The organism is Erysipelothrix sp. HDW6A (assembly GCF_011400295.1).
Classification (GTDB): domain Bacteria; phylum Bacillota_I; class Bacilli_A; order Erysipelotrichales; family Erysipelotrichaceae; genus Erysipelothrix.
Map to the genome: position 1 here is coordinate 556,245 of NZ_CP049859.1, position 26,628 is coordinate 582,872.

Annotated in this window: 24 protein-coding genes; 13 read left to right on the top strand and 11 right to left on the bottom strand. The window is 35.7% G+C overall.

What is annotated here, in order from left to right; translation table 11 throughout:
* Window positions 1–187 precede the first annotated feature (187 nt).
* Window positions 188–2,434, top strand: coding sequence for a 5'-nucleotidase C-terminal domain-containing protein (locus G7059_RS02895; RefSeq protein WP_166080596.1), 2,247 nt, complete (start codon window positions 188–190; stop codon window positions 2,432–2,434).
* A 55-nt stretch (window positions 2,435–2,489) separates the two neighbouring features.
* Here G7059_RS02895 and G7059_RS02900 read toward each other — a convergent pair whose 3' ends face one another.
* The 3 genes from G7059_RS02900 to G7059_RS02910 form a co-directional block, all read right to left on the bottom strand.
* Window positions 2,490–3,077 carry a histidine phosphatase family protein gene (locus G7059_RS02900; protein WP_166080597.1) on the bottom strand — a complete coding sequence of 196 codons (588 nt, stop codon included), beginning with the start codon at window positions 3,075–3,077 and terminating at the stop codon, window positions 2,490–2,492.
* Window positions 3,078–3,183: 106 nt separating this feature from the next.
* Complete coding sequence (locus G7059_RS02905; protein WP_166080598.1) at window positions 3,184–3,885, bottom strand: LrgB family protein; 702 nt, start codon at window positions 3,883–3,885, stop codon at window positions 3,184–3,186.
* Complete coding sequence (locus G7059_RS02910) at window positions 3,885–4,232, bottom strand: CidA/LrgA family protein (RefSeq protein WP_166080599.1); 348 nt, start codon at window positions 4,230–4,232, stop codon at window positions 3,885–3,887. The genes G7059_RS02905 and G7059_RS02910 overlap by 1 nt, the downstream gene beginning before the upstream one ends.
* A gap of 149 nt (window positions 4,233–4,381) precedes the next feature.
* On the opposite strand from G7059_RS02910, the gene G7059_RS02915 reads away from it, so the two are divergent.
* Together G7059_RS02915 and G7059_RS02920 are read left to right on the top strand one after the other, a co-directional pair.
* On the top strand, window positions 4,382–5,215 hold the full coding sequence (locus tag G7059_RS02915; RefSeq protein WP_166080601.1) for an ATP-binding protein: 834 nt from the start codon (window positions 4,382–4,384) through the stop codon (window positions 5,213–5,215).
* Complete coding sequence (locus G7059_RS02920) at window positions 5,205–6,002, top strand: alpha/beta fold hydrolase (protein ID WP_166080602.1); 798 nt, start codon at window positions 5,205–5,207, stop codon at window positions 6,000–6,002. The genes G7059_RS02915 and G7059_RS02920 overlap by 11 nt, the downstream gene beginning before the upstream one ends.
* Before the next feature lie 24 nt (window positions 6,003–6,026).
* On the opposite strand, the gene G7059_RS02925 is transcribed toward G7059_RS02920, so the two are convergent.
* The 4 genes from G7059_RS02925 to G7059_RS02940 all read right to left on the bottom strand — a co-directional run bounded on the left by G7059_RS02925 (window position 6,027) and on the right by G7059_RS02940 (window position 10,565).
* Window positions 6,027–6,860: a glycosyltransferase family 8 protein gene (locus G7059_RS02925; RefSeq protein WP_166080603.1), complete on the bottom strand. Its 834-nt coding sequence runs from the start codon at window positions 6,858–6,860 to the stop codon at window positions 6,027–6,029.
* A gap of 94 nt (window positions 6,861–6,954) precedes the next feature.
* Window positions 6,955–7,947 (bottom strand): 2-hydroxyacid dehydrogenase, encoded by a 993-nt coding sequence (locus tag G7059_RS02930; RefSeq protein ID WP_166080604.1) that lies wholly within the window; start codon window positions 7,945–7,947, stop codon window positions 6,955–6,957.
* A gap of 16 nt (window positions 7,948–7,963) precedes the next feature.
* Complete coding sequence (locus G7059_RS02935) at window positions 7,964–9,007, bottom strand: AEC family transporter (protein WP_166080605.1); 1,044 nt, start codon at window positions 9,005–9,007, stop codon at window positions 7,964–7,966.
* A gap of 271 nt (window positions 9,008–9,278) precedes the next feature.
* Window positions 9,279–10,565 (bottom strand): amidoligase family protein, encoded by a 1,287-nt coding sequence (locus tag G7059_RS02940; protein ID WP_166080606.1) that lies wholly within the window; start codon window positions 10,563–10,565, stop codon window positions 9,279–9,281.
* 648 nt (window positions 10,566–11,213) lie between these two features.
* Here G7059_RS02940 and G7059_RS02945 point away from each other — a divergent pair.
* Both G7059_RS02945 and G7059_RS02950 read left to right on the top strand, forming a co-directional pair.
* Window positions 11,214–12,455 carry a hypothetical protein gene (locus G7059_RS02945; RefSeq protein WP_166080607.1) on the top strand — a complete coding sequence of 414 codons (1,242 nt, stop codon included), beginning with the start codon at window positions 11,214–11,216 and terminating at the stop codon, window positions 12,453–12,455.
* Entirely contained in the window at window positions 12,452–14,971 is a 2,520-nt protein-coding gene (locus G7059_RS02950; protein WP_166080609.1) for an InlB B-repeat-containing protein, read from the top strand. Before G7059_RS02945 ends, G7059_RS02950 begins: the two co-directional genes overlap by 4 nt.
* A 60-nt stretch (window positions 14,972–15,031) precedes the next feature.
* Here G7059_RS02950 and G7059_RS02955 read toward each other — a convergent pair whose 3' ends face one another.
* The 3 genes from G7059_RS02955 to G7059_RS02965 all read right to left on the bottom strand — a co-directional run bounded on the left by G7059_RS02955 (window position 15,032) and on the right by G7059_RS02965 (window position 19,188).
* Window positions 15,032–16,801, bottom strand: a complete 1,770-nt coding sequence (locus G7059_RS02955; RefSeq protein ID WP_166080610.1) for a glycoside hydrolase family 2 protein — start codon at window positions 16,799–16,801, stop codon at window positions 15,032–15,034.
* Window positions 16,802–16,975: 174 nt separating this feature from the next.
* Window positions 16,976–18,496: a peptidoglycan DD-metalloendopeptidase family protein gene (locus G7059_RS02960; protein ID WP_166080611.1), complete on the bottom strand. Its 1,521-nt coding sequence runs from the start codon at window positions 18,494–18,496 to the stop codon at window positions 16,976–16,978.
* 143 nt (window positions 18,497–18,639) lie between these two features.
* Window positions 18,640–19,188 (bottom strand): helix-turn-helix transcriptional regulator, encoded by a 549-nt coding sequence (locus G7059_RS02965; RefSeq protein WP_166080612.1) that lies wholly within the window; start codon window positions 19,186–19,188, stop codon window positions 18,640–18,642.
* A gap of 162 nt (window positions 19,189–19,350) precedes the next feature.
* Here G7059_RS02965 and G7059_RS02970 point away from each other — a divergent pair, with 162 nt between their 5' ends.
* The 6 genes from G7059_RS02970 to G7059_RS02995 all read left to right on the top strand — a co-directional run bounded on the left by G7059_RS02970 (window position 19,351) and on the right by G7059_RS02995 (window position 24,434).
* Entirely contained in the window at window positions 19,351–19,704 is a 354-nt protein-coding gene (locus G7059_RS02970) for an iron chaperone (protein WP_166080613.1), read from the top strand.
* On the top strand, window positions 19,701–20,393 hold the full coding sequence (locus tag G7059_RS02975) for a DNA alkylation repair protein (RefSeq protein ID WP_166080614.1): 693 nt from the start codon (window positions 19,701–19,703) through the stop codon (window positions 20,391–20,393). The genes G7059_RS02970 and G7059_RS02975 overlap by 4 nt, the downstream gene beginning before the upstream one ends.
* Window positions 20,390–20,800, top strand: coding sequence for a DUF1801 domain-containing protein (locus G7059_RS02980; protein ID WP_166080615.1), 411 nt, complete (start codon window positions 20,390–20,392; stop codon window positions 20,798–20,800). The genes G7059_RS02975 and G7059_RS02980 overlap by 4 nt, the downstream gene beginning before the upstream one ends.
* Before the next feature lie 108 nt (window positions 20,801–20,908).
* Window positions 20,909–21,280, top strand: a complete 372-nt coding sequence (locus G7059_RS02985; RefSeq protein ID WP_166080616.1) for an MmcQ/YjbR family DNA-binding protein — start codon at window positions 20,909–20,911, stop codon at window positions 21,278–21,280.
* An 86-nt stretch (window positions 21,281–21,366) separates the two neighbouring features.
* On the top strand, window positions 21,367–22,227 hold the full coding sequence (locus G7059_RS02990) for a GyrI-like domain-containing protein (RefSeq protein WP_166080617.1): 861 nt from the start codon (window positions 21,367–21,369) through the stop codon (window positions 22,225–22,227).
* Window positions 22,228–22,511: 284 nt separating this feature from the next.
* Window positions 22,512–24,434: an ABC transporter substrate-binding protein gene (locus tag G7059_RS02995; RefSeq protein WP_166080618.1), complete on the top strand. Its 1,923-nt coding sequence runs from the start codon at window positions 22,512–22,514 to the stop codon at window positions 24,432–24,434.
* A 52-nt stretch (window positions 24,435–24,486) separates the two neighbouring features.
* On the opposite strand, the gene G7059_RS03000 is transcribed toward G7059_RS02995, so the two are convergent.
* Window positions 24,487–24,873 carry a MerR family transcriptional regulator gene (locus tag G7059_RS03000; protein WP_166080619.1) on the bottom strand — a complete coding sequence of 129 codons (387 nt, stop codon included), beginning with the start codon at window positions 24,871–24,873 and terminating at the stop codon, window positions 24,487–24,489.
* Between the two features lie 410 nt (window positions 24,874–25,283).
* Between G7059_RS03000 and G7059_RS03005 the strand changes: the two genes are divergently transcribed.
* The gene (locus G7059_RS03005) at window positions 25,284–26,045 is read left to right on the top strand and encodes a GNAT family N-acetyltransferase (protein WP_205700232.1); all 762 of its coding nucleotides are present in this window, start codon (window positions 25,284–25,286) and stop codon (window positions 26,043–26,045) included.
* 106 nt (window positions 26,046–26,151) lie between these two features.
* Window positions 26,152–26,619: a PTS sugar transporter subunit IIA gene (locus G7059_RS03010; RefSeq protein ID WP_166080621.1), complete on the top strand. Its 468-nt coding sequence runs from the start codon at window positions 26,152–26,154 to the stop codon at window positions 26,617–26,619.
* Window positions 26,620–26,628 lie beyond the last annotated feature (9 nt).

The following is a 26,628-nucleotide window of genomic DNA, read 5'->3' on the forward strand; positions in this document are numbered from 1 at the left end:
GCGTAACGCCAATTAATTTAGGATAGGTGCAAAAAACCCATGTCACTTTAGATAATCTGACTTCCAAGATAAAGCTTAGGAAGTCTTTTTTAAATACAGATACATTGTTTATAAAAAATGTGATTTAATACACATATTTGCTTAAGGAAACTAATAAATGTAAACTAAAATCAAGGAGGACGATTAGATGAATCGACTAAGAAAGTTTACTTCAGTTTTAGTAGTAGCTTTAATGTTTGTTTTAGTTACACCAACAGCAATCCATGCTGAGAAACAAACAGAGTATTCAATTATTCATACTAACGACATGCACGGACGTATGGATTCGGATAAACTAGCACGTCTTAAGACCTTTAAAGACGTAACTAAGCCACTCTTAATGTTAGATGGTGGAGATGCTATGCAAGGTCTACCTGTTAGCAACTTTTCTAAAGGTGCTGACATGGCTAAAGTAATGAATGAAATTGGCTATGATGCAATGGCAGTAGGGAACCATGAATTTGATTTCGGCCAAGCAGTAGCAGTCGGAGAGGAAGAAGGCTTTGGTAAGGTGTTAAACTTCCCACTCTTGTCATCCAACACACGAAAGAAAGATACCAATCATGCGATTTTTAAAGAATCGATTTTATTTGGAGATGAAAAGACAGCTCAATCTCATATTGTTGAACGAGACGGTTTAGTGATTCCTATTGTAGGAGCTACAACTCCTGAAACAATCACCAAAACTCACCCAAACAATATTGAAGGACTATATTGGGAAAATCCATTAGAAAGTGTCACTCGTGAACTTCTAAAGTATAAAGATAAGAATCCTGATTTCTATGTTGTAGTAACACACTTAGGTACAGATAAAGAAACACCAGAAGCATGGCGTTCTGATTACCTTGCACAAAAACTATCAACACAAGAATCAACTAAAGATATGAAGATTGTTATTGTTGACGGTCACTCTCATTCAGAGGAAAATGAGAAACACGGTAATGTCTTACTTGTTCAAACAGGGGAACACCTCAATAATGTTGGTGTTGTAACAGTTAATCTTTCAGATTGGACAAAGACTGAAGGTAAACTTATCAAGTTTGATGATTTAGTTAAGAATCATGAACCAGACGCAAAAGTACTTGAATTACTAGGACAAGCTAACGATAACTTCAAAGCTTATGGATCAAAAGTACTCGTTAAAGATAACACTGTTGAGTTCAACGGTGTCCGTGACTTTGTTCGTACACGCGAAACAAACCTTGGTAATTTAATTGCTGACTCACTGATTGATTACTCAGTATCTGCAAAGAATAAAGCAGACCTGGCGGTTGTTAATGGTGGTGGAATTCGTTCCAATCTTAAAGCAGGAGATGTTACCTTAGGAGATGTCATCTCAGTATTGCCATTTGGAAACATCTATTCATTAATCGATGTTACAGGACAAAACATTTATGACATGTTTGAACATTCATTACGTACTGATGTACAAACAAATGATGATGGAAGTTACAAACTCGATAGTAATGGTAAGATGCAATTAGGTGCTAATGGTGGATTCCTTCATGTTTCTGAAGGTGTTAAACTAACCTTTGATCCATTGAAACCAGCAGGATCACGTATTACAGAACTTCTTATCGATAATAAACCAGTAGATAAGAGTGCCCATTATAAACTTGCAACCAATGATTTCTTAGCTGTCGGAGGAGATGGCTATACAATGCTTGGTGGTGCACGTACAGAAGGTCCGTCCTTGGATACAGTCTTTGCAAACTACTTAGAAGCAAATAAGAGTAACCTATCCAAATATGCTGATGATACAGTACAAACACGTGTAATCATGAAAGATGTCGTTGAAGAAGGCGTTAAAGTTGATGCTTTGAAAGCTCTCTTAGCGAAAGCAGAATTCATTGCTAAAGAAGACTACACAGAAGCAAGTTACACTGTTTTTAAAGAAGCATTCGATGAAGCGCAAGCACTTCTAAATAAAGTTGAAGCAAACACACGTATCTTAATTACTCAAGAGATCGTTGATGCAGCTACAACTAAACTACAAACAGCGATGGATGCACTTGAAAAAGTGGCTCCAAAACCTGTGATTAATACAAAATCATTAGAAGCATTAATTGCTGAAGCAAGTAAGTATTCTAAAGACGCTTATACAGAAGCAAGCTTCACTGTTTACCAAAAAACATTAGCAGAGGCAGAAGCAATCCTAAAACGTTTTGCTGATGGTGATGCAAGTGTTGATCAATTAGTAATTGATGAAGCAGGTCAAAATATACTTAATGCAATTGCTGCTCTTGTAAAAGCAGAAGAAAAGAAACCCGTTGATAAAGACTCATTACCTGCAACAGGTATGAATCCAAGCAATGGTATCTTAATTCCTCTTGCTCTCGTAGCAGCTGGAGGTGTAGTTGTTATCGCATCTCGTAAGAAAAAGAACGATAAATAGTATTAACTAAACCTACAGAAAACGAGTCTAACATTATACGTTAGACTCGTTTTTCCTATACTTGTACCTGTGGTCGGATAATCTCTAGAAATTCAAACTTCATATCATCGTATGCAAACTTAAGAATTGTACAGTTCGCAAACCCACCGGTTGCAAAGATATGATCAATTGTTTCTTGGTCAGCCCAGTTACGTAAGAAGTGTAAACATGCACCAGCATGTGATACTGCCAAGACTGTATTATGATTATCTTGCTCCATAATACCGATGCAAGCCTCCCTCATACGATTCTTAACATCTTCTCGAGATTCTCCCCCAACTCGAGGGAACACCATATCATAACCATCTGTCCACTTAGGATTAAGATCTTCACTCTCACCCTCGTAGATACCAAAATTCATTTCTTTTATGGATTTAAGTCGCGTGTAAGGCATTCGATTACGAGTTGCAATCTCTAAAGTATCCGATGCACGCTCTGATGTTGATGCATATAAATAATCAAATTCTATATCATCAAAATACTCGCGAGCTGCTTCTGCTTGTTTAATTCCGAGTTCTGTAAGTGGTGAATCACTTACTCCTTGAATCTTTCTTCTTAAGTTGAAGAGTGTCTGTCCATGTCTCATTAAGTAAAATACTCTCATATTATGACCTCCATTGTGTTTCTGATTAGACTATAGCATCCTGGAGTAACTCTAGGTCAAGGGTAAAAGAAAAGATCTTTCTGATGAAAAATCTTTATCATTAATTCTATAAGATAGATGTGATGATTGAAAAGGTAATCGGAGACAAGATAACTGTAATCAGTCCTGTAACGATAAGTGCTAAGGCTGACATCGTTCCTTGTAATGGTCCCAACTCAATTGCTTTAGAAGTTCCTACAGCATGGGCAGATACTCCAAGAGCAAGTCCTTGCGCCATGGGATTATGAATCTTAAAGAGCTTGTTGATAAGTGGTGCTATTGCAGCTCCAAAGATTCCCGTAACAATCACAATACAAATCGTAAGGGTACGAATCCCGCCTAAATTAGACGATACATCTGCAGCAATTGCAGTTGTAACAGACTTAGGAATATAAGTAGCAATCATTTCAGGATTAAGTTTAAAGAATACTGCAAAGAGTCCGATGCATAAAGCATGAGCAATGACTCCAGATGATATACTAATAAGAATTGTTTTTGCATGTTTCTTAAGAAGTTCTAAGTTTTGGTATAGTGGAATCGCTAGTGCTACTGTTGCGGGTCCTATTAACATACTGATGAAACGTCCACCAATAAAGAAATTATCATAGGATATATCACTTAACATTAGTATTAGAATAATCACGATACTCGCAACCAGTAATGGGTTTAATAAATCTGACTTAAGAGTCTTTTGGAATTTGACTGCCGCAAGATAGATAGCTAAGGATAAACAAATCCCAAACATTGGATTGGTAATAAAGAATTCCATTAGTGTTCATCTCCTTCTGTTTTAAGTGCTGCAAAGGCAGTCACAAGATAGGTTACCAGAGTTGAGATGATCACAATAATAAGAACTTCTACCCACGTAGTTTTAAGGATATCAAGATAGGTCATAATTCCAACAGTAGCTGGGACAAAGAAGAACGCCATGTTGTTCTTTAACCAGACTCCGACATCTTCAACTTCTTCGACTTTAAGTGTTTTTGTATATAATAAGGTAAATAAGACTACAAGGCCGATAATACTACCAGGTATCGGTAGACTTAGTGCATTCGCGAGACTATCCCCAAGGAATGAAAGACCAAATAGAATTAAGATTTGTTTAAGTAATTTCATAATTCACTTCCTACTCTTGGTATATTTTATCATAAACTTACACATGATATGACGTAAATAGAAAAAACCTTGAAAAAGCATTGTCTTAAAGTCTTCTTACTCAAAAAAAGAGGTCGAAAGTGATATAATAAGCCTATTGGAGAAAAAACATGAATTATCAAAATACCTTATTAAAAACCTATAGAAAAGAAATTTGGAGTAAGTTTATGAGGGGCATTACGGATTATGACCTCATTCAAAAAGGTGATACGATTGCTGTCTGTATATCAGGTGGAAAGGATAGTATGCTTCTAGCACTTTGCTTCAAAGTCTTACAAACATTTTCCAAGATTGAGTTCAATGTAAAGTACTTAGTTATGGATCCTGGATACAACGAAGTAAACAGACAAAAGATTATCGATAATGCTAAAGATCTTGATATTGATATTACGATTTTTGACTCCTCTATCTTCTCAGCAATAAATGATGAAGAGAAGAGTCCTTGTTATCGCTGTGCACGTATGCGTCGTGGTCATTTGTACCAATTTGCGAAAGAGCTTGGATGTAATAAGATTGCTTTAGGTCATCATTACGATGATGTGATTGAAACGATTGTTATTAACATGTTCTATGGTGGGCAGATGGGAACCATGCTTCCTCGTTTGCAATCAACAAGTAACCCAGATATGGAACTAATACGCCCATTAACGCTAGTTCGTGAGCGTGATATCATTCGTTGGGTAAATCATATTAACCTAACGTTCTTAAAATGTGCATGTCCACTTACCGAGGGAGTCAATGATGACGAATTGGCGACGAAAAGTAAGCGACAAGAAATTAAGAAACTGATTGAATGCTTAGCGAAAGATAATCCTTTCTTAGAAGCAAATATATTTAGAAGTGTAGAGAATGTCAACTTAAATAAAATTATGTCGTACTATGATGATGATAAAAATGTTGAATTCTTAGATAGATTTAGTGTTGGAGGTAATGATGAATTTTAAAATAGAAACATATGATAATTATGAATTATACTGTCAGTTTGATGAAGCAAAAGATGCCAAAGGTGTCGTTGTGTTCAGCCATGGATTTGTAGAGTATGGAGCCCATTACAGTTCCTTTGCGAACCGTTTAGCGAGTTTAGGCTATCATTGCCTTCGCTATGATGTTCGTGGACACGGAAGGACTACAGCCCCATTAGGAGACTTGAAGGCATATGAAGACTTTGCGGATGATTTAAACCGATGTGTTGAATGGGTCCAACAATACGACTCGACACTTCCTATTATTACCATGGGGTTCAGTCTCGGAGGCATGATCACAGCACTATATGGAATTCTGTATCCATTTAGTTCAGTAGCTCAAGTATTAATTGGTGCCGGTCTTGAAGTTCATAAACAATTTGAAGGCATGCACTCACAATCGATTACGATTCATCAATTCTTAGAGTTCCTAGGAACTGAAGGGGATGCAGGGATTAAGCAATTAATTGCAATGGACTCACCTTATGTGTTGAAAACCGCAAGCAAGCAGTTCTTAGTTGAAGCACTCTGTCATGCACAAGAATTTATCCATGAACATGCATCTATGTACACGTTACCTGTCTTAATTATGCACGGACAACATGACCCAATAGTTAAACCAAAGAGTAGTCAAGTATTCTACGATGAAATTGCAAGTAGTGATAAAACATTAGAGTTTGTTCCTCATCAAGAACATGACTTATTAAGGGTTACGGATGCTCCGAAGATTATCGAGCATATTGTTGAATGGATGGATGAGAGAGTATAAAAAATACCTAGTTCGGTTTTTGAACTAGGCTTTCTTTTGCTCAAATTGCTCTGCTAACTTCATGTAATGAAGATAGAGTATTCCAAATCTGTAGGAATAGTTTGGTTTCCATGGCTTAGCACTACCACAGAAATGTAGAATGACAGTATTCTTAATAATCCACTGTTCATCAAATTCGCCAAGACTCCTTACAAGATAACTATTATATTTACGAGCATCATAATTCCATAGCTCATCCTTGATATCTAAAGTCTTAGAACCATAAAGCCCATTTAAGACATCTTGATCAGGAAGTAAGAGTTCAAATCGGTGCTCATTAACATATTCAAAGAGGTGATCTCGGTTAATAGCTTCTCGAGCTAAGTCAAGGTTAATTAGGAGTACACCAGAATTATAGTAATCATGATCAGTTCCTAATCGTACCCGATTGACTGTATTGGCAAGTTCAGTGAGCCCTGTGTGAGCTGCAGCTGCAAATAAATTACCTTCAAGGTCTAGCTCCCATAGTGGTCTTAAAGCATTGATAACTAAGATATCAGGGTCTAGGTACAAGATACGTTTCATGTCTTGCGGAAGTACAAACGCTGCAAGTAAGCGATAGTACATTTCTTTGGGATATCGACTTGAAGTCGGAGCGTCCTTTAATAAGTCATCATCAATTGTGATGGCATTTAATGTGTAACTTAAATTAGTACAGTAGCTATCTAGATTATCTATAGATTCCTCACGAATACTACTGTGAATTAAGTGAACATTAACAATCTCCTTGGGATTGTTGATTTTTATCGAGCAAAGCAAAACCTTAAGCTGTGGTAAATAAGCCTCATCTAAAGCTACCAGTAGTTGAATGGGTTCCATACATGCCTCCTTGATCTGTACACTATCTATTATATCAAACAAACAAGGAATAACATGGATAAAGAAAAATACCGCCGAAGCGGTATTGAGAATATTAAGCTAATTCGTTTTTTGAAGTACCTGTTTCAATGAAATCTCTAAGGTTTTCATAGGAGTACTCAACCATGTTACTTACTGCTTCATCAGTGTATGAACCAATGTGTGGAGTAACAATAACGCGTGGGTATAATGCATTAACGCGTGTTAGTAATTCATCGAAGTCTTGAACATCTGTAACCTTGTTGAAATACTTAGTTTCGTTTGCAAGAACATCTGTACCAAAACCTTGGATTTTTCCTGATTCAACTGCATCAAGAATATCATTAACGTTTTGTAATTCACCACGTGATGTATTCACTACAATTACGCCATCTTTCATCTTTGCAATCTTTTCAGCATTGATGAATTCGTCGTTTGAACCTTTGAAGTAAGGCATGTGCATTGAGATAATATCAGATTCTGCAAGAAGTGTATCAAGATCAACTTGTTCACATGTATCTCCTAAGTAATCTTTTTCAACGATATCATAACCAATTACGCGTGCTCCAACACCGTTAAAGATTTGTGCTGCAGTAAATCCGATTTTACCAAGTCCAATAATACCAACTGTTGATTTACGGATTTCTTTACTGAACATAAAGTTATCAATTTTGAAGTCTCCATTGTGTCCTTTGTCTCCCATGTATTGAGTATGACGAGCTAATCCCATTGCAAGTGCTAAAGCAAGTTCAGCGATTGCATTTGGTGAGTAGAAAGGAACGTAAGCTACTTTAAGACCGAAGTCCTTAGCTGCTTCTAAGTCTACGTGGTTGTATCCTACAGTACGTGTAAGGACATATTTAACACCATAGTTCTTGTAGATTTCTAAGTTTTGACGATTTCCTGGACAGTTACCACGTAGCATTACAGCTTCACAGCCTTCTGCCATATGTACTGTTTCATCATCTAACATTTTTTCTGTTAATACTAAGTCAAATCCAAAATCCTTATTGAGTTCTTCAAAGAATGGTTTTTCAACAGGACGTACACCATAACATAATAATTTCATAACAATCTCCTTGTGTCTAGAAAATTCCAACACTATTTAGAGCAGACATTACAATAATCCAGAAGATAATTGCAACAATAGCCAATACAGTAGCAACAAGTGATGCATTTGATGAGAAGAGAGCTTCTTTATCAAAGTTAATTGCATAACTTACAGCAACAGTTGCAGGAGGAGTAGCCATCATAATGACAACACCTGTTGCAGCAACATAGTTAAGTGGTAAGAATCCGATGTTTTTAAAGAGGATCATTACTAATAACATGATAGCTGGCATAATCAATAATTTAACAGCTGAGTAAACCCAAACAGAAGCATCTTTAACAGCATCTTTTAATGAGATTTGAGCAAGAGTCATCCCAATAGCTAACCATGCTAGAGGTGATGATAATGATGCAAGATAGCTTACAGCTTTCATGAACCATGGAGCAGTTTTATCAAGACGTAAGAATGCACCAGTCCATGCTTTGTCGCCTGCACCGATTGTAACTTGTGGTAGGCTTGCTTGGAACATCCAGATTAAGAAACCAATGAATGTAGCAATGATAATTGGGTTGAGTAAGATTTGTTTAAGATTCTTTTTATCGAATTTTAATCCTGAGAATAAGATAAATCCAAATGAGTATAAGAATACTCGGTAAGCAATATTAAATAAGTTTGCATATAATGCCCCATCTTGTGGGAAGAATGCTGTAATGATAGGAATACCAAAGAATGTTGTGGAACCAAAAATTGTAAGTCCACGCATTGCATCAAGTTTAGCACCCTTATATTTCACTGCATAAGCATATGAAATAAGAATAAGTATAATGTAAGCAACAAATCCAAAGATAAATGAGTTAAGACCAACAGTAAATGTTTCATCTTTAATATCTGTCATAAATGCTTGGAATGCTAATGCAGGTAACGCTACGTTTAGTAGTACTGCAGTTAATGATTTTGGTGCATGTTCTGTAACTTTATTTGATTTCCTTAAGTAGTAGCCTAATAAAATTATAGAAATTGTTGAGAATATAGCACCTAGAAATGCTGTATCCGATAATACTTTTAGAATAATCTCCATATTATTTCTTTCCTCCTATGAGTTTAATGTAAAAACTCGCTCTATCATGATAAACCGAGAGAGTGCAGATAAAAAGGAAAAAAAAGCAGGTTTCTACCCTTTTGACTGAAAAACAAGCGTTAAGAATACTAAGAAAACGCTTGCTTGTGAAAAACGAAACAATTTATGCAAAAATGAATCAGTTTATTTGTGGAATGTTTGATATTTAATGTCAGAAATGCAATGTTTATATTAGAAACAAAACGTTAAAATAGCCACTATGTAGTGGCTATTACTTAGTTTCCGTTATCAACAAATCTGAGTTGATTGCTTTTAGGATGACATAGTCATTTTTTAGTTCATGACGACTTATCTTTTGATAGCGAGTGTTATACAAGATAGGGATTGCTCCAATAAAGCTATCCTCCACAACCACAATCTCTTTAAGAACACCAACCAAAAAGTCATTGATCTTTTCACGAGTCTCTTGAATATCAAAATAGTCAACATTAATATCGAAAGCATGAATTTCTTCTATATATGATAGATAAGTTTCATAATGTACTTTCTGCATAATGTAATCACCCAAATCCGCATGTGCTGGTGAGCTTTGGTACCAGTATGTATTTACAAGGTAGGCATGATTGTAGTAAAGACGAGTACCCTGGAGTAAGCGACCTTTACGAATTGTCCGTACAGTTCGATCTAAATAGTCCTGTGTCCCTGTTCTTAATACGAATGCATCTAAGTTAGGAACATTGTCTTCACGAGTGACACTGATCTCGTCTACAAGACAAATAAATCGATCAGTAAAATCAATACAGTCGAAGAATGTCTCATAAGTAGGAGCACCACTAAAAATACGAAACTCAACAGTATTGCGATTCGCAAAGTTTACTGCTGTGTATCGGTTACGAATATCGTAGCTATCAAAGTAAAGTGATTTAAAGTCTACTCGAGAGCTACCTTTATCGTTAAGCGAGCGTAAGTTGTGTTGGTGACGCTCACGAGTTCTGTCATTCATCATAAAGTAAGCAGTTGATACGTAGCGATCTTGTAAGCGAATAATTTTACGTCGAGAAATTTCAAGCCACATTGGATAGGAAATAGCGAACAGTTTAAGGATGAGATTTCGTTCGCGAAGTGTATGTTGAATCCCAACATGGATATGGAAGCCAGTATCATGTGAAGCTGTAACACCTCTATTTTGGAACAAATCAAAAAGTCCCACAAAATCTATATGGGCAAACATATAGGCAAAACTCATGGGTGCAAATACAAGCTCAATACCATTTCTTACTGAGTTATCAACCATGATGTGTGCATGTCGACCCTCTGAGTTTGTGATTTTCAATATTTCTCTACAAACATCATAGATTTTCGGATTGTTGTTTTCGTCAACAAGATTAAGCTCAAACTCCATACCATAAAGTCTTGTTGTAGTCGTATCTTCTCCCTCGTCATAGAATGGGATCCAGATTGAAGGCTTATGTAAGTGGTTAGGTATTAAGAGTTCATTCTCTGTTAAATCAGTTACATCAACAAGATCACCGTTGATAGGGTGAAAAATTTTGTTCATTAAAAAACCCCCTTAATTAATAATACAGAAATTAAGCAGCATTGTTATTGTTTTTATACATCTCTCTCACCTATATTATAAGGCTCATCTGTGCGATTTCAATGTGTTTGATGTGAGAAATTTCTGAATTTATTGTTTCAAAATGATAGAAATAAATATGCGATTATTAATTCTAAAAGCAATATGTTCTGTAAATTATGTTTGCATAAAATTTATTGGGATTATTAGCTAGAAACCATCTAGGTTTACCGATAATATTTCATTAACATTTAACCGTCTCAAGTTATACGCAGTACGTACTTGAGATTCGAGAATGTGTATAGAACAAATTAGCTGCAAAATTTTGAACAAGTGAAAAGGAAAAAATCCATATCGAGCTTCGACCAATATCACGAATAAAAAGACAAAAATATTTACAGTTTAAGAAAATCATAAAAAATACGAAATATTGAAATGATAGTGACTATTAGAATCTGTAAACCGGTTTTAGATATATTAATAACATTAACGGGGTGTTTAATTAAATATTTTATATATACAAAAGATAAGTATGTTAATGTGAAGTTGTAATTGTTAGGTATGAGAATATTTTAACAAGGGAAACACACTTCTAGTGACTAACATAATTTAAGAAATGGGGGAATTACTATGTTAAAGAAGGTAAACAAATTTGTAGTATTCGCGACCGTATTTGCGTTGATGTTAACAAATACAATCTTAACAATGAAAGCGGAAGAAACTACTGATAGTAAAGAGGAAGTCATTCAGGTTCCTCTTACGTCGGTCGATACTAATACAAAGACTGAAGATAAAAAAGATGACATTAGCGAAGAGAAAACTAATCAGCAAGTTGAAGTCGAAGAAAAAGACTCAGATGCTGATATTTTAGACGATTCAGCAGAAAGCGAAAACATCACGAATCTTATTGAGGAAGATGACATACAAGTCGAGATTCCAACTAAAGCGGGAGATGATAAAAAGGTTGAAGTCATTGATGTCGTAGAAAAAGAAGTAAATGATAAAGTAAAAGTTGAAGACAATGAAGCAAAAACAGAAGTAGACTCAAGTGTTTCCCAAACAACAGATGAGATTGCTTTACAAGAAGACCCAGAAGACCAAGTGGTAGATTCTGGGATTACAATACTCTCAGAAGAGGAACCAGTCACTCCTGAGCAAAACGCAATCGATTATAATTCAATTAAAAATGTGGATGAATTAGTACAAGTTTTAACAGAAATCACTGCAGAAACAACCCTTACTCTAAGTGAGGATTTTGTGTCAGGTGATGCAGTATTAGTCATTCCTAAAGTTCCTACAACAATTAATGCAAAAGGGATCAATTGGAATAATGGTGTGATTGATATTGTGTGGCAAGATGGCAGTAGTGTTTTAAAAATTGACAACTTAAAAATGTTGAATAATGACACCGGTAGTAGAGGTAGCAAAAGCAAGGCATTGATATCTGTGTCGGATGAAGGAAGACCAGAAAGTGAAGAAAATGTAACTAAGGAAGATAATCTTCCTGAACTTGTTGTATTTAACTCTCTTGTGATTGATGGTGGTGCAAGTAAAGGAGCTATCAATTCAAATACTAAAGATGGAATAAAAGTAACATTAAATAATTCAAGACTTTCTAATATCAAAACTAATCAACTTTCACCAATATATCTGCATGAAGGATCGAGCATTGATATTAATGACTCAACATTTGAAAGCAATGAAGGAATGGGTGTTGTGGAAGGTTCTGGTGTAATTTACTCAAAAAATAATAAGGGTGAAATCAATATATCCAATAGCTTTTTCAAATCAAACTCAAATAAGATTATCAACAGCGGGACAATCGGTGGAGGGGAGGAGCAATATCGCTTCACTACTTCTATGGTCATTTGAATATTAATGATTCCTATTTTGTTGGAAACAAAACTAATGGAGAAGAAGGAAATGTAAAGAACACCTACGATGGAGGTGCTATTTACGTATTCGATGGAAGAGCAAATGCTACAGTTACAGTTGCAGGTTCAACATTTGAATCGAATGTTGCTTATGATGATGGCGGTGCCTTGTACATTCAGGGAACAGGTAACCCAGGACTAATTACTAATATAGAAAACAGTACTTTCTATAAAAATATTGCATATGGGTATGGGGATACCGACTATGCTGGAGGGGCTATTCAGTTCTTTAAGAATGGTGGATCAGCAAAGATGACAAATGAAATAAAATCATCAACTTTTGTAGGGAATCAAGCTGGAGGACCGCAGTCTGCCATTGCGCAACGTGGCGGAGCTATTGGTTTAAGTGGAGCTGGAATATTCGCGACGGCTGCTGTGACGAGAAATTATTCTCTATTCTTAGAGAATAAAGTATACAAGGAAGATGGACTAGTAAATGAAGCAAGTAATTATAAAGATATATCAAATAACACAACTACTCAAAATGGTGGAGGGACAGCTAACATCATTAATGTTCAAAAAGGGGCGGATCCTGCCTATGAAATTCAGGATATTCTTGGACTAGAAACTATTTACTATAACTCAATATACAATATTAATACTGCCGGGGTTGATCGTATAAGCATTCCTTCAGTGCAATATGTAGGGGGGGTAGCGGCAGAAAGTACTCATAGTAGTAAAGTTGATAGACCTGAGTTCGATCAACGAGGCTTAAAACGATATACTGCTTATGGAGCAGTTCAGAATTACCCCGTAGAGTATGATGCTAATGGTGGAGTGTTCGGCCTAGAGGGTTTTGGGGAGTTTGTTGGGAAGCGATATCTTAACTCAACCAAAAACTTATATTATGAACTAAATATTGAAGAAGCTGATGTAATTGTAAGATCAGATGAATATATGAAGCCTACAAGAGACAATCACAAATTTATCGGATGGTCTGTTAATTCTATGGCTGAGGGTCCTGATGAAGAATATGCATTTGGTAATGTTTTCAGGCCTAGCCATCAGTCTAGGACTACCCTGTATGCAGTGTGGGCTACAAGCAAAAAAGTAACTTACGATGGGAATGGTTCAGCCTCTGGTACTGTACCAACTGATACAAAAGGATATTACCCAGATGATGTCATAACCGTACTTGGTCAAAATACACTAGTAAAAGACAATCACAAGTTTATAGGTTGGAATACAAAGGACGATGGAACAGGTACAGACTATACAGTAGGTTCTGAATTAAGGATTAGTGAAAACACAACATTATATGCAATGTGGCAGGAGTGTTTCAGAGTGGAATATGATGGTAATGGTTTCACATCTGGTGATGCTCCAACGGATACAGAAGAATACTTTGCAGATGCTACGGCAAAAGTTCTTGATCAGTTTACACTTGAAAAAGACAATCATAAGTTTATCGGTTGGAATACTCAAGCTGACGGAACAGGTACAGACTATGCAGTCGGTTCAGAATTCAAGATCGGCAAAAACACAACATTATATGCAATGTGGCAAGAGTACTTCACAGTAGAATATGATGGAAATGGCTTCACATCTGGTGATGCTCCAACGGATACAGAAGAGTACTTTGCAGATGCTACGGTAATGGTTCTTGATCAGTTTACACTTGAAAAAGACAATCACAAGTTTATCGGTTGGAATACAAAGGCTGATGGAACGGGAACTAACTATGCAGTAGGCTCTGAATTCAATATTAGTGAAAACACAACATTATATGCAATGTGGCAAGAATATGTACTTCTAAAATATCATTACTTTGATGAAGATGGTGAGGAACATGTACTGTCAATAGAATACAATCCTAATGAAGAAGTTGTAATTAAAGGTTCATTCGCTGAAAGTAGATTAGGGTATCGATTCATTGGTTGGAATACGGACTCAGATGGCCTTGGAGAAACTTACGAAAAAGACCAAACAGTTGTTCTTGAAAAGAATATGAGCCTTTATGAAACTTGGGCACCTACGCTAACTGTCGGCTACCATGCAAATGGTGGAACTGGAGAACTTCCAATTGATAGTTTTGAATACATTGCTGGAGAAAAGGTAGTGATTAAAGAATCTGCAGGTCTTGTGAGAGTCGGTTATAAGTTCTTGGGTTGGTCATTATCCAATGAAGAGGAATCAACTATTTACAAGGCTGGGGATGAAGTTACTATTGAAACGGCTACTACGTTCTATGCAGTGTGGGAGCTTGACGATAGTTCGACAGATCCAACGGATCCAACAGATCCGACAGACCCAACAGATCCAACAGATCCAACGGATCCAACAGATCCATCAAAACCAAGTAATCCTACAGACAATCAACCAGGTGAGCCAAATAGCCCAAGATTACCTACTACAGGTGTATCTCAGAACACTATCTGGATTGTAATTGCTTTACTGGGGATTGCTACACTGATTGGAAATCAAATAGTAAAAAGAAATAAGAAGAAGAAATAGATTATAAAAAACCTCCACTTATGATTCGGGATAATAACCGACATAGGTAGAGGTTTTCTTTTAGAAAATATTCTGAATTTCGTTGAATACGTTTATGACATCTTGGTTAAGTTTTCGAATGAGTTCTTTATTAGTCTTAATGACTCTTCGATCATAGGTTACAAGACCGTTTATTTCTTTCTCAACATCACTTAGTTGAGTATATATCGTTGTACTGAGTCCGCTCTTTATGTTTGGAATAATTTGCGAGTAGACTAAATCTTGGATTGCGTATTCATATTCATCTAAAGTCTTGTAGTATTTATATCCGAAGGATTCTTCATACATGACATGATCTTTAATAGGGAATGCATAGCCTCCATATTCAGTTAAACTAACTACTCGTTCTCCTTGAGGTTTAACGTGCAATCGCCTTAGATAATTATGAATACTAAATACATCACCACCGCCTTGGTCATACCATCCACATGCTTCATTGATAAGTCTTGATGGATCGTTATCAAGAATACGTTTTGTGGCTACAGGAGCATCAAATTGACCCCAACCTTCATTAAAAGGAACCCATACAGCAATTGAAGGGAAATGCTTCAACTGTTGTATCATTGCATCAAGTTCCATATAGAAAAACTCTTTTGCTTTACGGTCTTTACGTTTGAATAGCCAATGATGATTGTCTTTTACGTTACGTGCAGCATACGTCGATACATTAGGAAGATAGGTTGCAAACCATGGGTTATCAACTCCACCACCATTTGGCATATCTTGCCAAACAACCATGCCGATACGGTCACAGTGGTAATAAAAACGTGATGATTCTACCTTCACATGTTTCCTTAAGGTATTAAATCCAAGGTCCTTCATAGTTTCTATATCAAAAATAAGTGCTTCGTCACTTGGAGCCGTAAGAAGACTTTCAGGCCAGTATCCTTGATCAAGGATGCCTAGGAAGAAAAAGGGCTTATTATTCAATGTGAAGCGTGAAACACCATGTGAATCAATTGTTTTGGAGAACTTACGCATACCAAAGTAGGTATTCACTACATCATCCTCTAGCGTAATCGTTACATCATAGAGGTGGGGATTATCCGGACACCAAGACGTAAAATTTAAGAGTTCAAGTGTATGCTTTTGGTTCGTTAGTAATGTTTGAGTTCGTACATCACCAAACTTATCAAAAACATGGACATCTGCGTAATCATCCATTAACGAATGAATCGTAATATCGAACGAAGCATCATCAAAATTAGGGGCAATATCCACATGCTTTACGTAGTTGTTGGGAACACTCTCTAACCAAACACTTTGCCATATTCCACTATTTGGAGTATAGAATATCGAACTCATTTTTCCTTTGTTGTTAAGTTTTTGTTTACCACGAACATAACCACTTTTCTCTGTTTGATCAACCACTCTAACGACAAGTTCATTGTTTCCAGGTCTAATAAAGTCGGTGATATCAATACTAAAAGAATCGTAACCGCCAATATGAGTTCCGACTTTCATAGTATTTACGTACACGTAGCATTCCTGATCAACAGCCTCAAAATTCAGAAGCACACGATCAAGCATAAAGTCATCGGATAACGTAAAGAATCGGCGATAATGCATAAAATCATCAGGGTTAATGGTCATTGCTAAGCCTGATGCTACGGTCTCGGGAGAAAAGGGTACAAGGATTGATTTTGAGTAAGTGCTCGTTAGTGGAAGTTTATTGACTTCAAAGTCCCAATAGCCATTTAAAGATATATAACTGTTTCTAACTAACTGAGGTCTTGGGTATTCTTGTAAAGGTTTATTATTAATGGAATCAAACCAAGGTGTTACATACATTGAAGGGTATCCTCCTTGTCTTAACCATATTATAGCTAGAACACTCTTAAAAGACCATATATCTTTAACATCATGTGAATAAACACTCAATCTAAACAATGTAAAACAATCCAAGAACAAAAAAACCAATACCCTTAAGCGTTAACAGAAGAGTATTGGTCTTGTTTATGTGTCTTAGCAGCCTAATACGGAACAGGCATTAATTTTCGCACCATTGCGATAGATTTCTAAGTGAACATGGGGATAAGTGGTAGCACCTGTCATCCCAACATAACCAATGTTTTGTCCTTTAGAAACAGTAGATCCCACAGGAAGATATCCAGGACCTTGCATATGTGCATAGAGTGATTGGTAACCATTACCGTGGTCTATTTTAATGTAGAATCCCCAACCCCAACCTTTACCACCTTGGAAAGAGTTAGCGACAACTACACCACGGTCAACTGCAAGAATAGGACCATAACCAGAACCATAAGTTGAAATATCGGTTCCTTGGTGACCTGGATAACAACCATGTCGACAAAGGACATAGGAGTTTGCAAGTGGCCAACTAAAGTTACCACTACCAACTTTAGGTTCAACGTACGTACCAACTCGAATGACACTTTGAACGGGTTCTTTAATGACAGTGCTCTTTTGTAATTCAGAGTTTTGAGAGGTTCCGTTAATGTAAGTATCGATGTAATAACTATCTTGGTAACCATCTTCTTCAACAACATCCACAACCTGAAGCCCTTCACGAATTGTATCGTCTTCAACATACTTAGGTTCGGGTGCAGATATTGTTTCTTGGGTTAGACGATCTTTCTTAACGGTAACGGTAAATGGAGAGTTAAAGGTTGAAATCTTTAATTCCATACCAGGAACAAGAATCTGATCAGTACTCTTAAGTGTACCTTGGTTAATCGTTACAAGCTGTTGAGGAGTCATCCCATTCAAGGAAGCAATCCCTTCAACCGTATCGAATTCTTGTGTGACGTAGGTTTCAATTTCTGGGTCATAACCATAACTTAGGAAAGTAGAAATAGATGCTTCATCTAAGTAGATATTTTCAATATCCGTTGTGCCAGGTTCTGTAGTAATCGTCTCTGCTACACTAATATGAGTCACTTGTTCACCATAACTTGTAAGTGGAGGAATTGGTTTCTCTTCCTTCAACAATGTATAGGTATCTTCATTAACGAAGTTAAGTAAGAATGCCTTCTCTGCTTTTTCAAAATCTTGAATGTTCTTGACATAAATTACGGCATTATTACTAAATGTGTATTTGTGCACTTGGACAGCATAAAGCTTATTGGTATCAAGATAATCGATAATGTCTTTATCAATATCTTCAAAAACATTGTAGCTGAGAGCATCACTGAAATAGACGTCATCGGATAAGTTTAGTTTTGTATCAGGAAAGTCATTTTCATAATCCTCTTTGTATACAGCATCAATATGATTCTTAATTGCTTGTGAAGAACTCACAACACCAATAAATTTATCTTTATGATAAAGCTTTGAAACTTTTACAGGTTCATTTAAAGTTGATTTCACATTTTGCGTTAAGAGTGGGGCTTCATTTAATAATTGAAGTGATTCAACTGCTTGAATGTCATTGTTGTTGGCAACAGTCACATACGTTAAAAGAACACTCAATAGAAGTGCCCCGGCAAAAATTAATAGGTTTTTAGATTTAATTCTTTTTATCATAGTGTACTCCTAGATAATAATATACCGATTCATTCTTAGTAATTCAATATTACATAGTTTTAGTGGATAATAAAAAAGCTTAGATTTCCACATGAATAAGGATAACCTAAGCTTTTGAATATTAAGTGAAGAAAAAATGTGAATTATTGTTTACCTTTTTGATAATCAATAAAGATAAGCACAAGTCCAAGAAGTATGAATGCAAAAGTTAATACTTGTGCAATGCTAAGAAGAACAGTGAAAGAACCTACCTGTGAACTAAACGCAGCACCAAAACCATCATTGAACATGTCATCAACAGGTAAAACCATTCTACTAGACATAGTTTTCATAACTGTGATAACTACAAAAGCTGGAATATTCGCATAGAGTAGATAGTAGCCGATCTTTGCCCAGTGTCTCTTTGCAAGTTTACCCACTTTATCAAAAGTATCTGGTTCTTTATGGGTATCTCTAATACTATCCTTCTCAAAAGAATGTGACGATTCAAAGGATTTATCATCATCGAGTAAATCATCAATACTAATATGATAAATTGAACTGAGTGCTTTTAAGTTTGTAGCATCGGGTAAGGCTTCTCCTAGTTCCCATTTTGATATTGACTGACGACTAACTCCGATTATTTCTGCAAGATTCTCTTGGGAATATCCCTTAGATTTGCGTAAAGCAATTAACTTATCCTGAATTTTCATAATGCCACCTCGCCTCTTACCTTTATTATAGTATGGGACGGTAAATAGACAAACAATTTCAGTTGGAACATTCGCAACTTAAGTTTACATTTACACATTTAGTGTATATAAATTGGCGTTTATTAAGAAATAGATTATACTTTGCTTAAAGGAGAAACACTTATGGAAACATCAATCTTTGATTCCTATTTCAACGGCTATGATGAAGAGACACAAAGTCTCTTAAGAGCTGTAGATAAGTATATTTCTAATACGTATCCACAGCTACAAAGAAAACTATCTTATGGGATGCCAACCTTTGCCCTTAAGAAAAATATTATCCACTTTGCGGCAATGAAACACCACTTTGGAATCTATCCTGGACCACAAGCGATAGAATTCTTTGAAAAAGAACTAAAGTCATACAAAACATCAAAAGGAGCAATTCAAATTCCCTATAACCAAGACATACCGTATCAACTAATTGATGCGATGATCGACTATAATATCGAACTACTTAATAAGGAGACACTATGACAGTACAAAATGTTCTCGAAACACTACAAACAAACGCAAACGAATCACGTCGAAAATCATTCATTAAAGCTGGAGCACCAGAAACTTCCTTAGGAGTTCCGATGGGTGTGATCCGTAAACTCTCTAAAGAAATTAAACTTGATCAAGAATTGGCATTAGAACTCTGGGCAAGTGAAATACCTGATGCAAGACTCCTTGCGGTATTACTTTTTGATGCAAAGACAAGTGATAAGAAAGTAGCAATCCATCTACTTGAAACTGCAGACTTTGAACAACTTATTGATGAACTCGTTTTTAAGTTTGTTGTGAAGCTTAAGGATTTAGAAGATATTAAAGAATACTTGAAGAAACAAGACGACGAACTCCTTCAGAGAGCATACTGGGCTATCGAAGTGGATAAGATTGCTCACAGTAAAGAATTAATGAAAGAATACATAGACTCAATTCTCTCAGACGTAAAACGTGATCTAAAGAAGAGTCCTGAAGCAATTAAATGGATGATTAATCGAGCACTCTGTGAGATTGGTTTTAGATATGAAGACTATACCGATGTTTGTTTACAGATTGGTGAGGATTTAGGTGTCTATAAAGAGATGGTTGTATCACCAGGTTGTACCTCTGCTTACGCTCCAGAATGGATTGGTGCAGTTATCAAACGTACACCACCTAAGAAAAGGAGCATCTCATGAATGTAACGGATACTTCTGTACAAGACTTTCTTGAAACAGTTGAACCCAATCGTATCGAAGATATCAAAAAACTTCTCGAAATCGGTGAGAAGTTAACGGGTAAGAAACCGAAAATGTGGGGCAGTATTGTTGGTTTTGGTAGTCTTCACTATGTCTATAAGACAGGACATCAAGGAGATATGCCAGAATTTGGATTTGCGAATCGCAAACAAGCACTAACTTTATATGTTTCGTATGATCTCGAAGCAATTGAAGAGTTAAAAGATCTTGGGAAATATAAGATTGGTAAGTCATGCTTATACATTAAGAAACTTGATGATGTGAATCTTGAGGTATTAGAAACAGTCATACTCAAAGGTCTAAAGGAAACAGAGAATTACGATTTTATTACAGACAATGAAGCATAGGAGTCGGTTTGTCATGAACTGACTCTTTTTCTATCCAATGCGTAGTATAAGTTAATATAGTTATACTATAATGTAATTAGACATATCACTTTGTGAAAGGAGATCATTATGAACATTGACGACATTGTTCAAGAATACATTGCATTCGCTGAGAAGCAACGTGGTGCAGAAGTTTACTACCGCGAGAGTTGGGAGTGTTTCTACTTCTCACTGTTAGGGAAGAATTTTGGACTACTTACGCCTGATATAATTACATTAAAAGGACTTCCACAAGATAATATTAAGCTCAGGGAGGCACATACTGATGTAGTTGCAGGATATCATATGAATAAGCAACACTGGAATTCAATTAAAGCAGATACTGAACAACTAAGTATGGATGAAATAAAAGAAATGATTCGTATTTCTTATGAGTTAGTCTATGATAAGTTACCTAAAAAAGATAAAGAAATTATAGATGAGATGCCGCTAAGAGATTAGTTAGTGAATCCGACTTAAGTTTCTTTTTTGTGTCGAGTAAGTACACCAGATACTTGATAAGATTACGAATGAAAGGGGTGGTATATATGTTAAGAGAACTCAACCAAGTAGTTCAGCTCATCGAGGATAATGTAAGAGAAGTCATCAATCTGGATGAGTGGTTTGAGAGTAATAAAGTTGATGCTTATAATTTTAGAATCGTATTCTTTCATTTAACCGGTTTAAGTTTGAATGAATACATTCGTAAGCGTCGTCTCTATCATGCTCATCATGCTTTACAGAATGGTGCATCTGTTACAGAAGTTGCGTATGCTTTCCAATATCAATCTCTAGACGGCTTTACAAGAGCTTTCAAGAGTGAATACGCCTATTTACCTTCTGTAGTTCATACACTCAATAAAACCTTGGTAGTGCCTCCTTTTCAGTTCAATATCGAAGTCAAAGGAGGACAGAAAATGGACTATAAAATTGTTGCTTTACCGAAGTTTAACTTTGTAGGTGTAAGCGCACGTGTACCGATGCAGTTTGAGGGTGTAAACACTGCGATTGTGGAATTAGCTCAAAGTATTACTCAAGAGCAAGGACAAGAATTGCATCGTGTAAGAAATATGGAGTTGAAAGAGATCCTTAATATCTCATACGAAGCAGACTATGAATTCAAAGAAGAAAAAGGATACTTAAGTCATATGATTGGTGTTATGAGTACGATGGAAGACACTAAACCAATACTTTCAATATGTCCTGTTGAAGAATGTCTGTGGGCAGTATTCCCAAATGAAGGGAAATTTCCTGAAGTCATGCAAGAAACAAGTGCCAACATATACAGTCAATGGTTAGCAAGTTCAGAGTATGATATTTTACCATATCCAAACTTTTCGTTTACTAAAATGAAAGAGGATGGAAAAGAAGCTTACTGTGAAATATGGATTCCTGTAAAACACAAATAATAGATCAAGAAATGTCTGGAAAGACATTTCTTTTTTTTGAAAAAATAATCAAATTTGGACACTTGTCTATGCTGCATGAACAAAAAACGCATGAAAATATGCATTTGAGTATGAGACAAAGACATTATAATTAGAAACTGAATCTCTTATGGTTATCGCTTGCATTAGTAGTTGTCTATGGTATACAATGACACAAGAAAGTTTTTGAGAAAACGATTTACCTTAAACAATTTACAACTAAAATGTTTGGCATTCTCAGGCTTTGGTATTGGAGGAAATTATAAATGAAAAAGAAACTTGCAATATTAATTGCTGTTGGATTATTGACACTTGCAGGATGTTCAAGTAAAACATCCGGTATCGCTACAGATATTTATCGTGGCGTATTCTCAACAGATATCAATACATTAGATTATACAATTTCAACACGAGATACAGATAGTGATCACTTCGCAAACTTTATTGATGGTTTGTCAGAAAATGATAGTAAAGGAAACTTTGTTCCTGCTACTTCATTAGAAGCACCATCAGTAAGTGATGATGGACTCGAAATTACATATAAGATTCGAAAAGGAGTTCAATGGATTACTTCAGATCAACAAGTATACGATGAACTTAAACCTTCAGATTATATTACAGGTATGAAACATGCAGTAGAACAAAAATCAAATGCTCTTTATCTTGTTGCAGATAGTATCCAAGGTCTTGCAGAATATATTAAGAATCCTTCTTTAGGGTTTGATACAGTAGGTATGGTAGCAGACGATGAAGCCATGACACTTACATATAAACTGCTTCGTCCAGAACCATTCTTTAATACAAAAACAACATACGGTGTAATGTTCCCAATCAACGCTTCATTCCTTGAATCAAAAGGTGATGAATTTGGAACTCCAAAACCAGATAGTATCCTATATAACGGACCATTTATCTTAAGTAATAATACAGAAAAATCAAAAATTGAGTACATTCAAAATCCATATTACTGGGATAAAGAAAATGTATTTATTAAAAAGGTAAGCTATGATTACTTCGATCAAAAAGATGTTGATTCATTAGTACGTGGTTATGAACAAGGAATGTATACAGCAGCACGTGTATTCCCTAACTCAGCAAGCTATCCTGAAGTTTCAAAGAAATATGAAGGTAGCATCAATGCATCATTACCTACAGGTTCAACATTTAATATTACATTTAACTTAAATCGTGAATCATACAAACATACACATCACACTGACAAGAGTAAAGCAGATGCACATAAAGCACTATTAAATAAGAGCTTTAGACAAGCAATTATGTTTGGTATTGATAAGGGAGCATCCAATGCTCAAAACGCTGGTAATGATATGAAAGAAAAATCATTACGTAATATGCTAACACCATCAGAGTTTGTACATATTAATGGCAAAACATACGGTGAAGTAGTTCAAGCTAAACTTGTAGCAATGAATCCTGAACTATACTCAGATGTTAATGTAAATGATGGTGTAGAAGGCGTATATAACCCAGAAAAAGCTAAAAAAGTCTTTGAGAAAGCAGTTAAAGAACTTGGTGATGTAACGTTACCAATTCAACTTGATTTCCCAGCAGTATCAGAAAGTGATGTTTTATTAAACCAAGCTAAATCAATCAAAGCTTCAATTGAAGATTCAATTGGTTCAGAAAACATCCAAATCAATATTGTTTTATTAGGTAAAACAGAATACCAACAATCTTCATTCTTTATTGAATCAGGATCGGGCGCAGACTATGATATGTCAAGTGCTTCAGGTTGGAGTGCAGACTTTGTAGACCCATCAGGTTACTTAGATATCTACAATGTTAACAACGGTTCAAACTTAAACTACTTAGGTTTAGATGGTGTAAGTACAGAACCAGGAAGTAAAGAATCAAACAAAGAAGCTCTTAAAACTGTAGGCTTCTATGAATATTCAAAACTATTAGAAAAAGCTGATAGTATTATTGATGATCTCGACGCACGTAATGAAGCGTATGCAGATGCAGAAGCATGGTTATTTGACAATGTTATTCAAATTCCACTAAAAGCAGGTGGAGGAATGCCATCAGTGTCAAACATTGTACCATTCACTAAACCATCAAGCTATACAGGTCTTGGTAGTTCACGATTCAAATTTATGAAAATACAAGATACAATCGTATCCCAAGAACAATTCAATAAAGCTTACGACGAATATTTAAAAGGATAAAAAAAGTGTGCTAGGTCAACCCTCAATGACCTAGCACGCTTTTTATACTATATTATGATTTCTTGAGTGCACGAAGTTTCTCTTCAGCTGCACACATTCTCTGACCGTAGCTCTCAATTTTACCCGCTACGAGATCACTGATTTCTTGTAAAGTTTGGATTTCTTCATCAATTGTCGCTTTATGATCAATAAGTATTTGTTGGCGATCTTGCATTGTACTATCACCATTATCAACCATATTTAAGTATTCTTTGAGTGTTGCAAGTTTCATTCCAGCACGTCTCATATGCTGTATAAATATTATTCGTTCAAGATCGTAATCTGAATAATTTCGAATGCCATCAACTCTACGAACAGGACCTATGAGACCCTCTTTCTCATAGTAACGTAAAGTATCAGCAGTCATGTGAGTCTTCTTACTAATCTCGGATATTTTCATCAAACCCCTCATTTCTACACCTATCATACCTTAAAGATATGTCATAATGTTCAAAATCAAGAAAGTTGGAACTAATTTCCATATATTTGGACATAATAATACTAACACCTAAGAGCAATTATGTGAGATAGTATATCTGTAACGAAAGTTACATCGTTATGGTACAAGAAAACAAGACATAGAACCTTTGAATTAGAGGAATATAGCTTAGTGGAACTGAAAACTTGAGGGGTCAAGCTAGTGAGAATCCTACGATTTAAGCGTAAACCACGACGTGATATTTCTCGGTGATAACTACTATGTCAATTTGGGATCTACTCCATACATAGGGATAGCAATATACCCGAGCGAAATACTCTCTAACTAAGATAGAGGGTATTTTGTTATAATGGATAGGATAGGAAAAGGTGATGGATAGTATGTATACTGTAAATGATCTAAAAAGTTATAGTGATATATTAGAAGAAGGTAAAGAGTATATAATTTACAATGATGATGTTATGACACTTCGTTATTACAGTAATTATATATTAGTAAAAGAACCAATTTCTCAAGAAGTATTTCAACATGCACGTTTACTCTACTTAGGACAACAACATCGCCATGATGTTCCTTTTGAAGCCTACTTAGTTCAAGACAAGGCAATGACACCAGACCTTCGAGAATGGTTTATGTCACGAGACTTCACGATATCGAAAAACCTCGTCATGAAAATAAATTCCAAAGACTATCTCGAACTTATTAATACAAATCTAAAAATTGAAGAAGTTACAGAAGATGATGTTGAAGCATTCAATGATTTTGCCTGTGATGATGAATTAGCGCGTTTATTTGGTGAGGATTATCGTATTCAGAAACGGGAATTCTATAAAAAGATAATTACTTTACCAGAATCAACGCTTCTTAAAGGAACACTGAATGGCGATATCGCAGGATATTGTATAATGAATGACTGTGGAACACACTTTGAAATCGATGAACTCTATGCAAATCCAGAATATAGAAATATTAGAGTTGCTTCAACTCTCCAGACGTATATCATGAAGCATGCTGATGGTAAAGATGTCATTCTAGCAGCTGATGATGACGATACTCCAAAGGTTATGTATGAGAAACAGGGATATACATTAGAATCAACGTTCTATGAAGTAATTGATAATGATAAAAACTAAATATTAGTATGAAATACGGGTGTCCATAATAATGTGGACACCTTTTGTTATTCACGAGAAGAAGTATCTGTTTTAATATGTAAGCGTAATCATAGGTGAGGTAAATATGGAAAAAACAATTAGCTTTAGTTCAGTACTGACTGAGAGACTTATAGAGTTAGATTTGAAGGGTCAATCAAAAATAGAGGTTATTGATGAATTGATTGAACTCCTATATAATGCTGAGTCGATTAGCGATAAAGACATATTTAAACAAGATGTCTTAACAAGAGAAGAGGAGGGGATGACAGGAATAGGAGATGGTATTGCAATACCTCATGGTAAGTCAGATGCAGTGTTGAAAACTTCACTTGCAATAGGTATAAGCAAGCACGATATTGACTGGGATTCAATTGATGCAAAACCAGTTAGAATAGTAATCATGCTTGCAATAAAAGCTTATGATAAAACTGCTCATATTAAGTTACTTTCAAAAGTTGCTTCGTCATTATGCGAAAGTGATGTAATTGAGAAACTGATTAATGCAAAGACAGAGAGAGAAATAATTGAAACTTTTGAAAATGGAGAGGAATAAATAGTATGA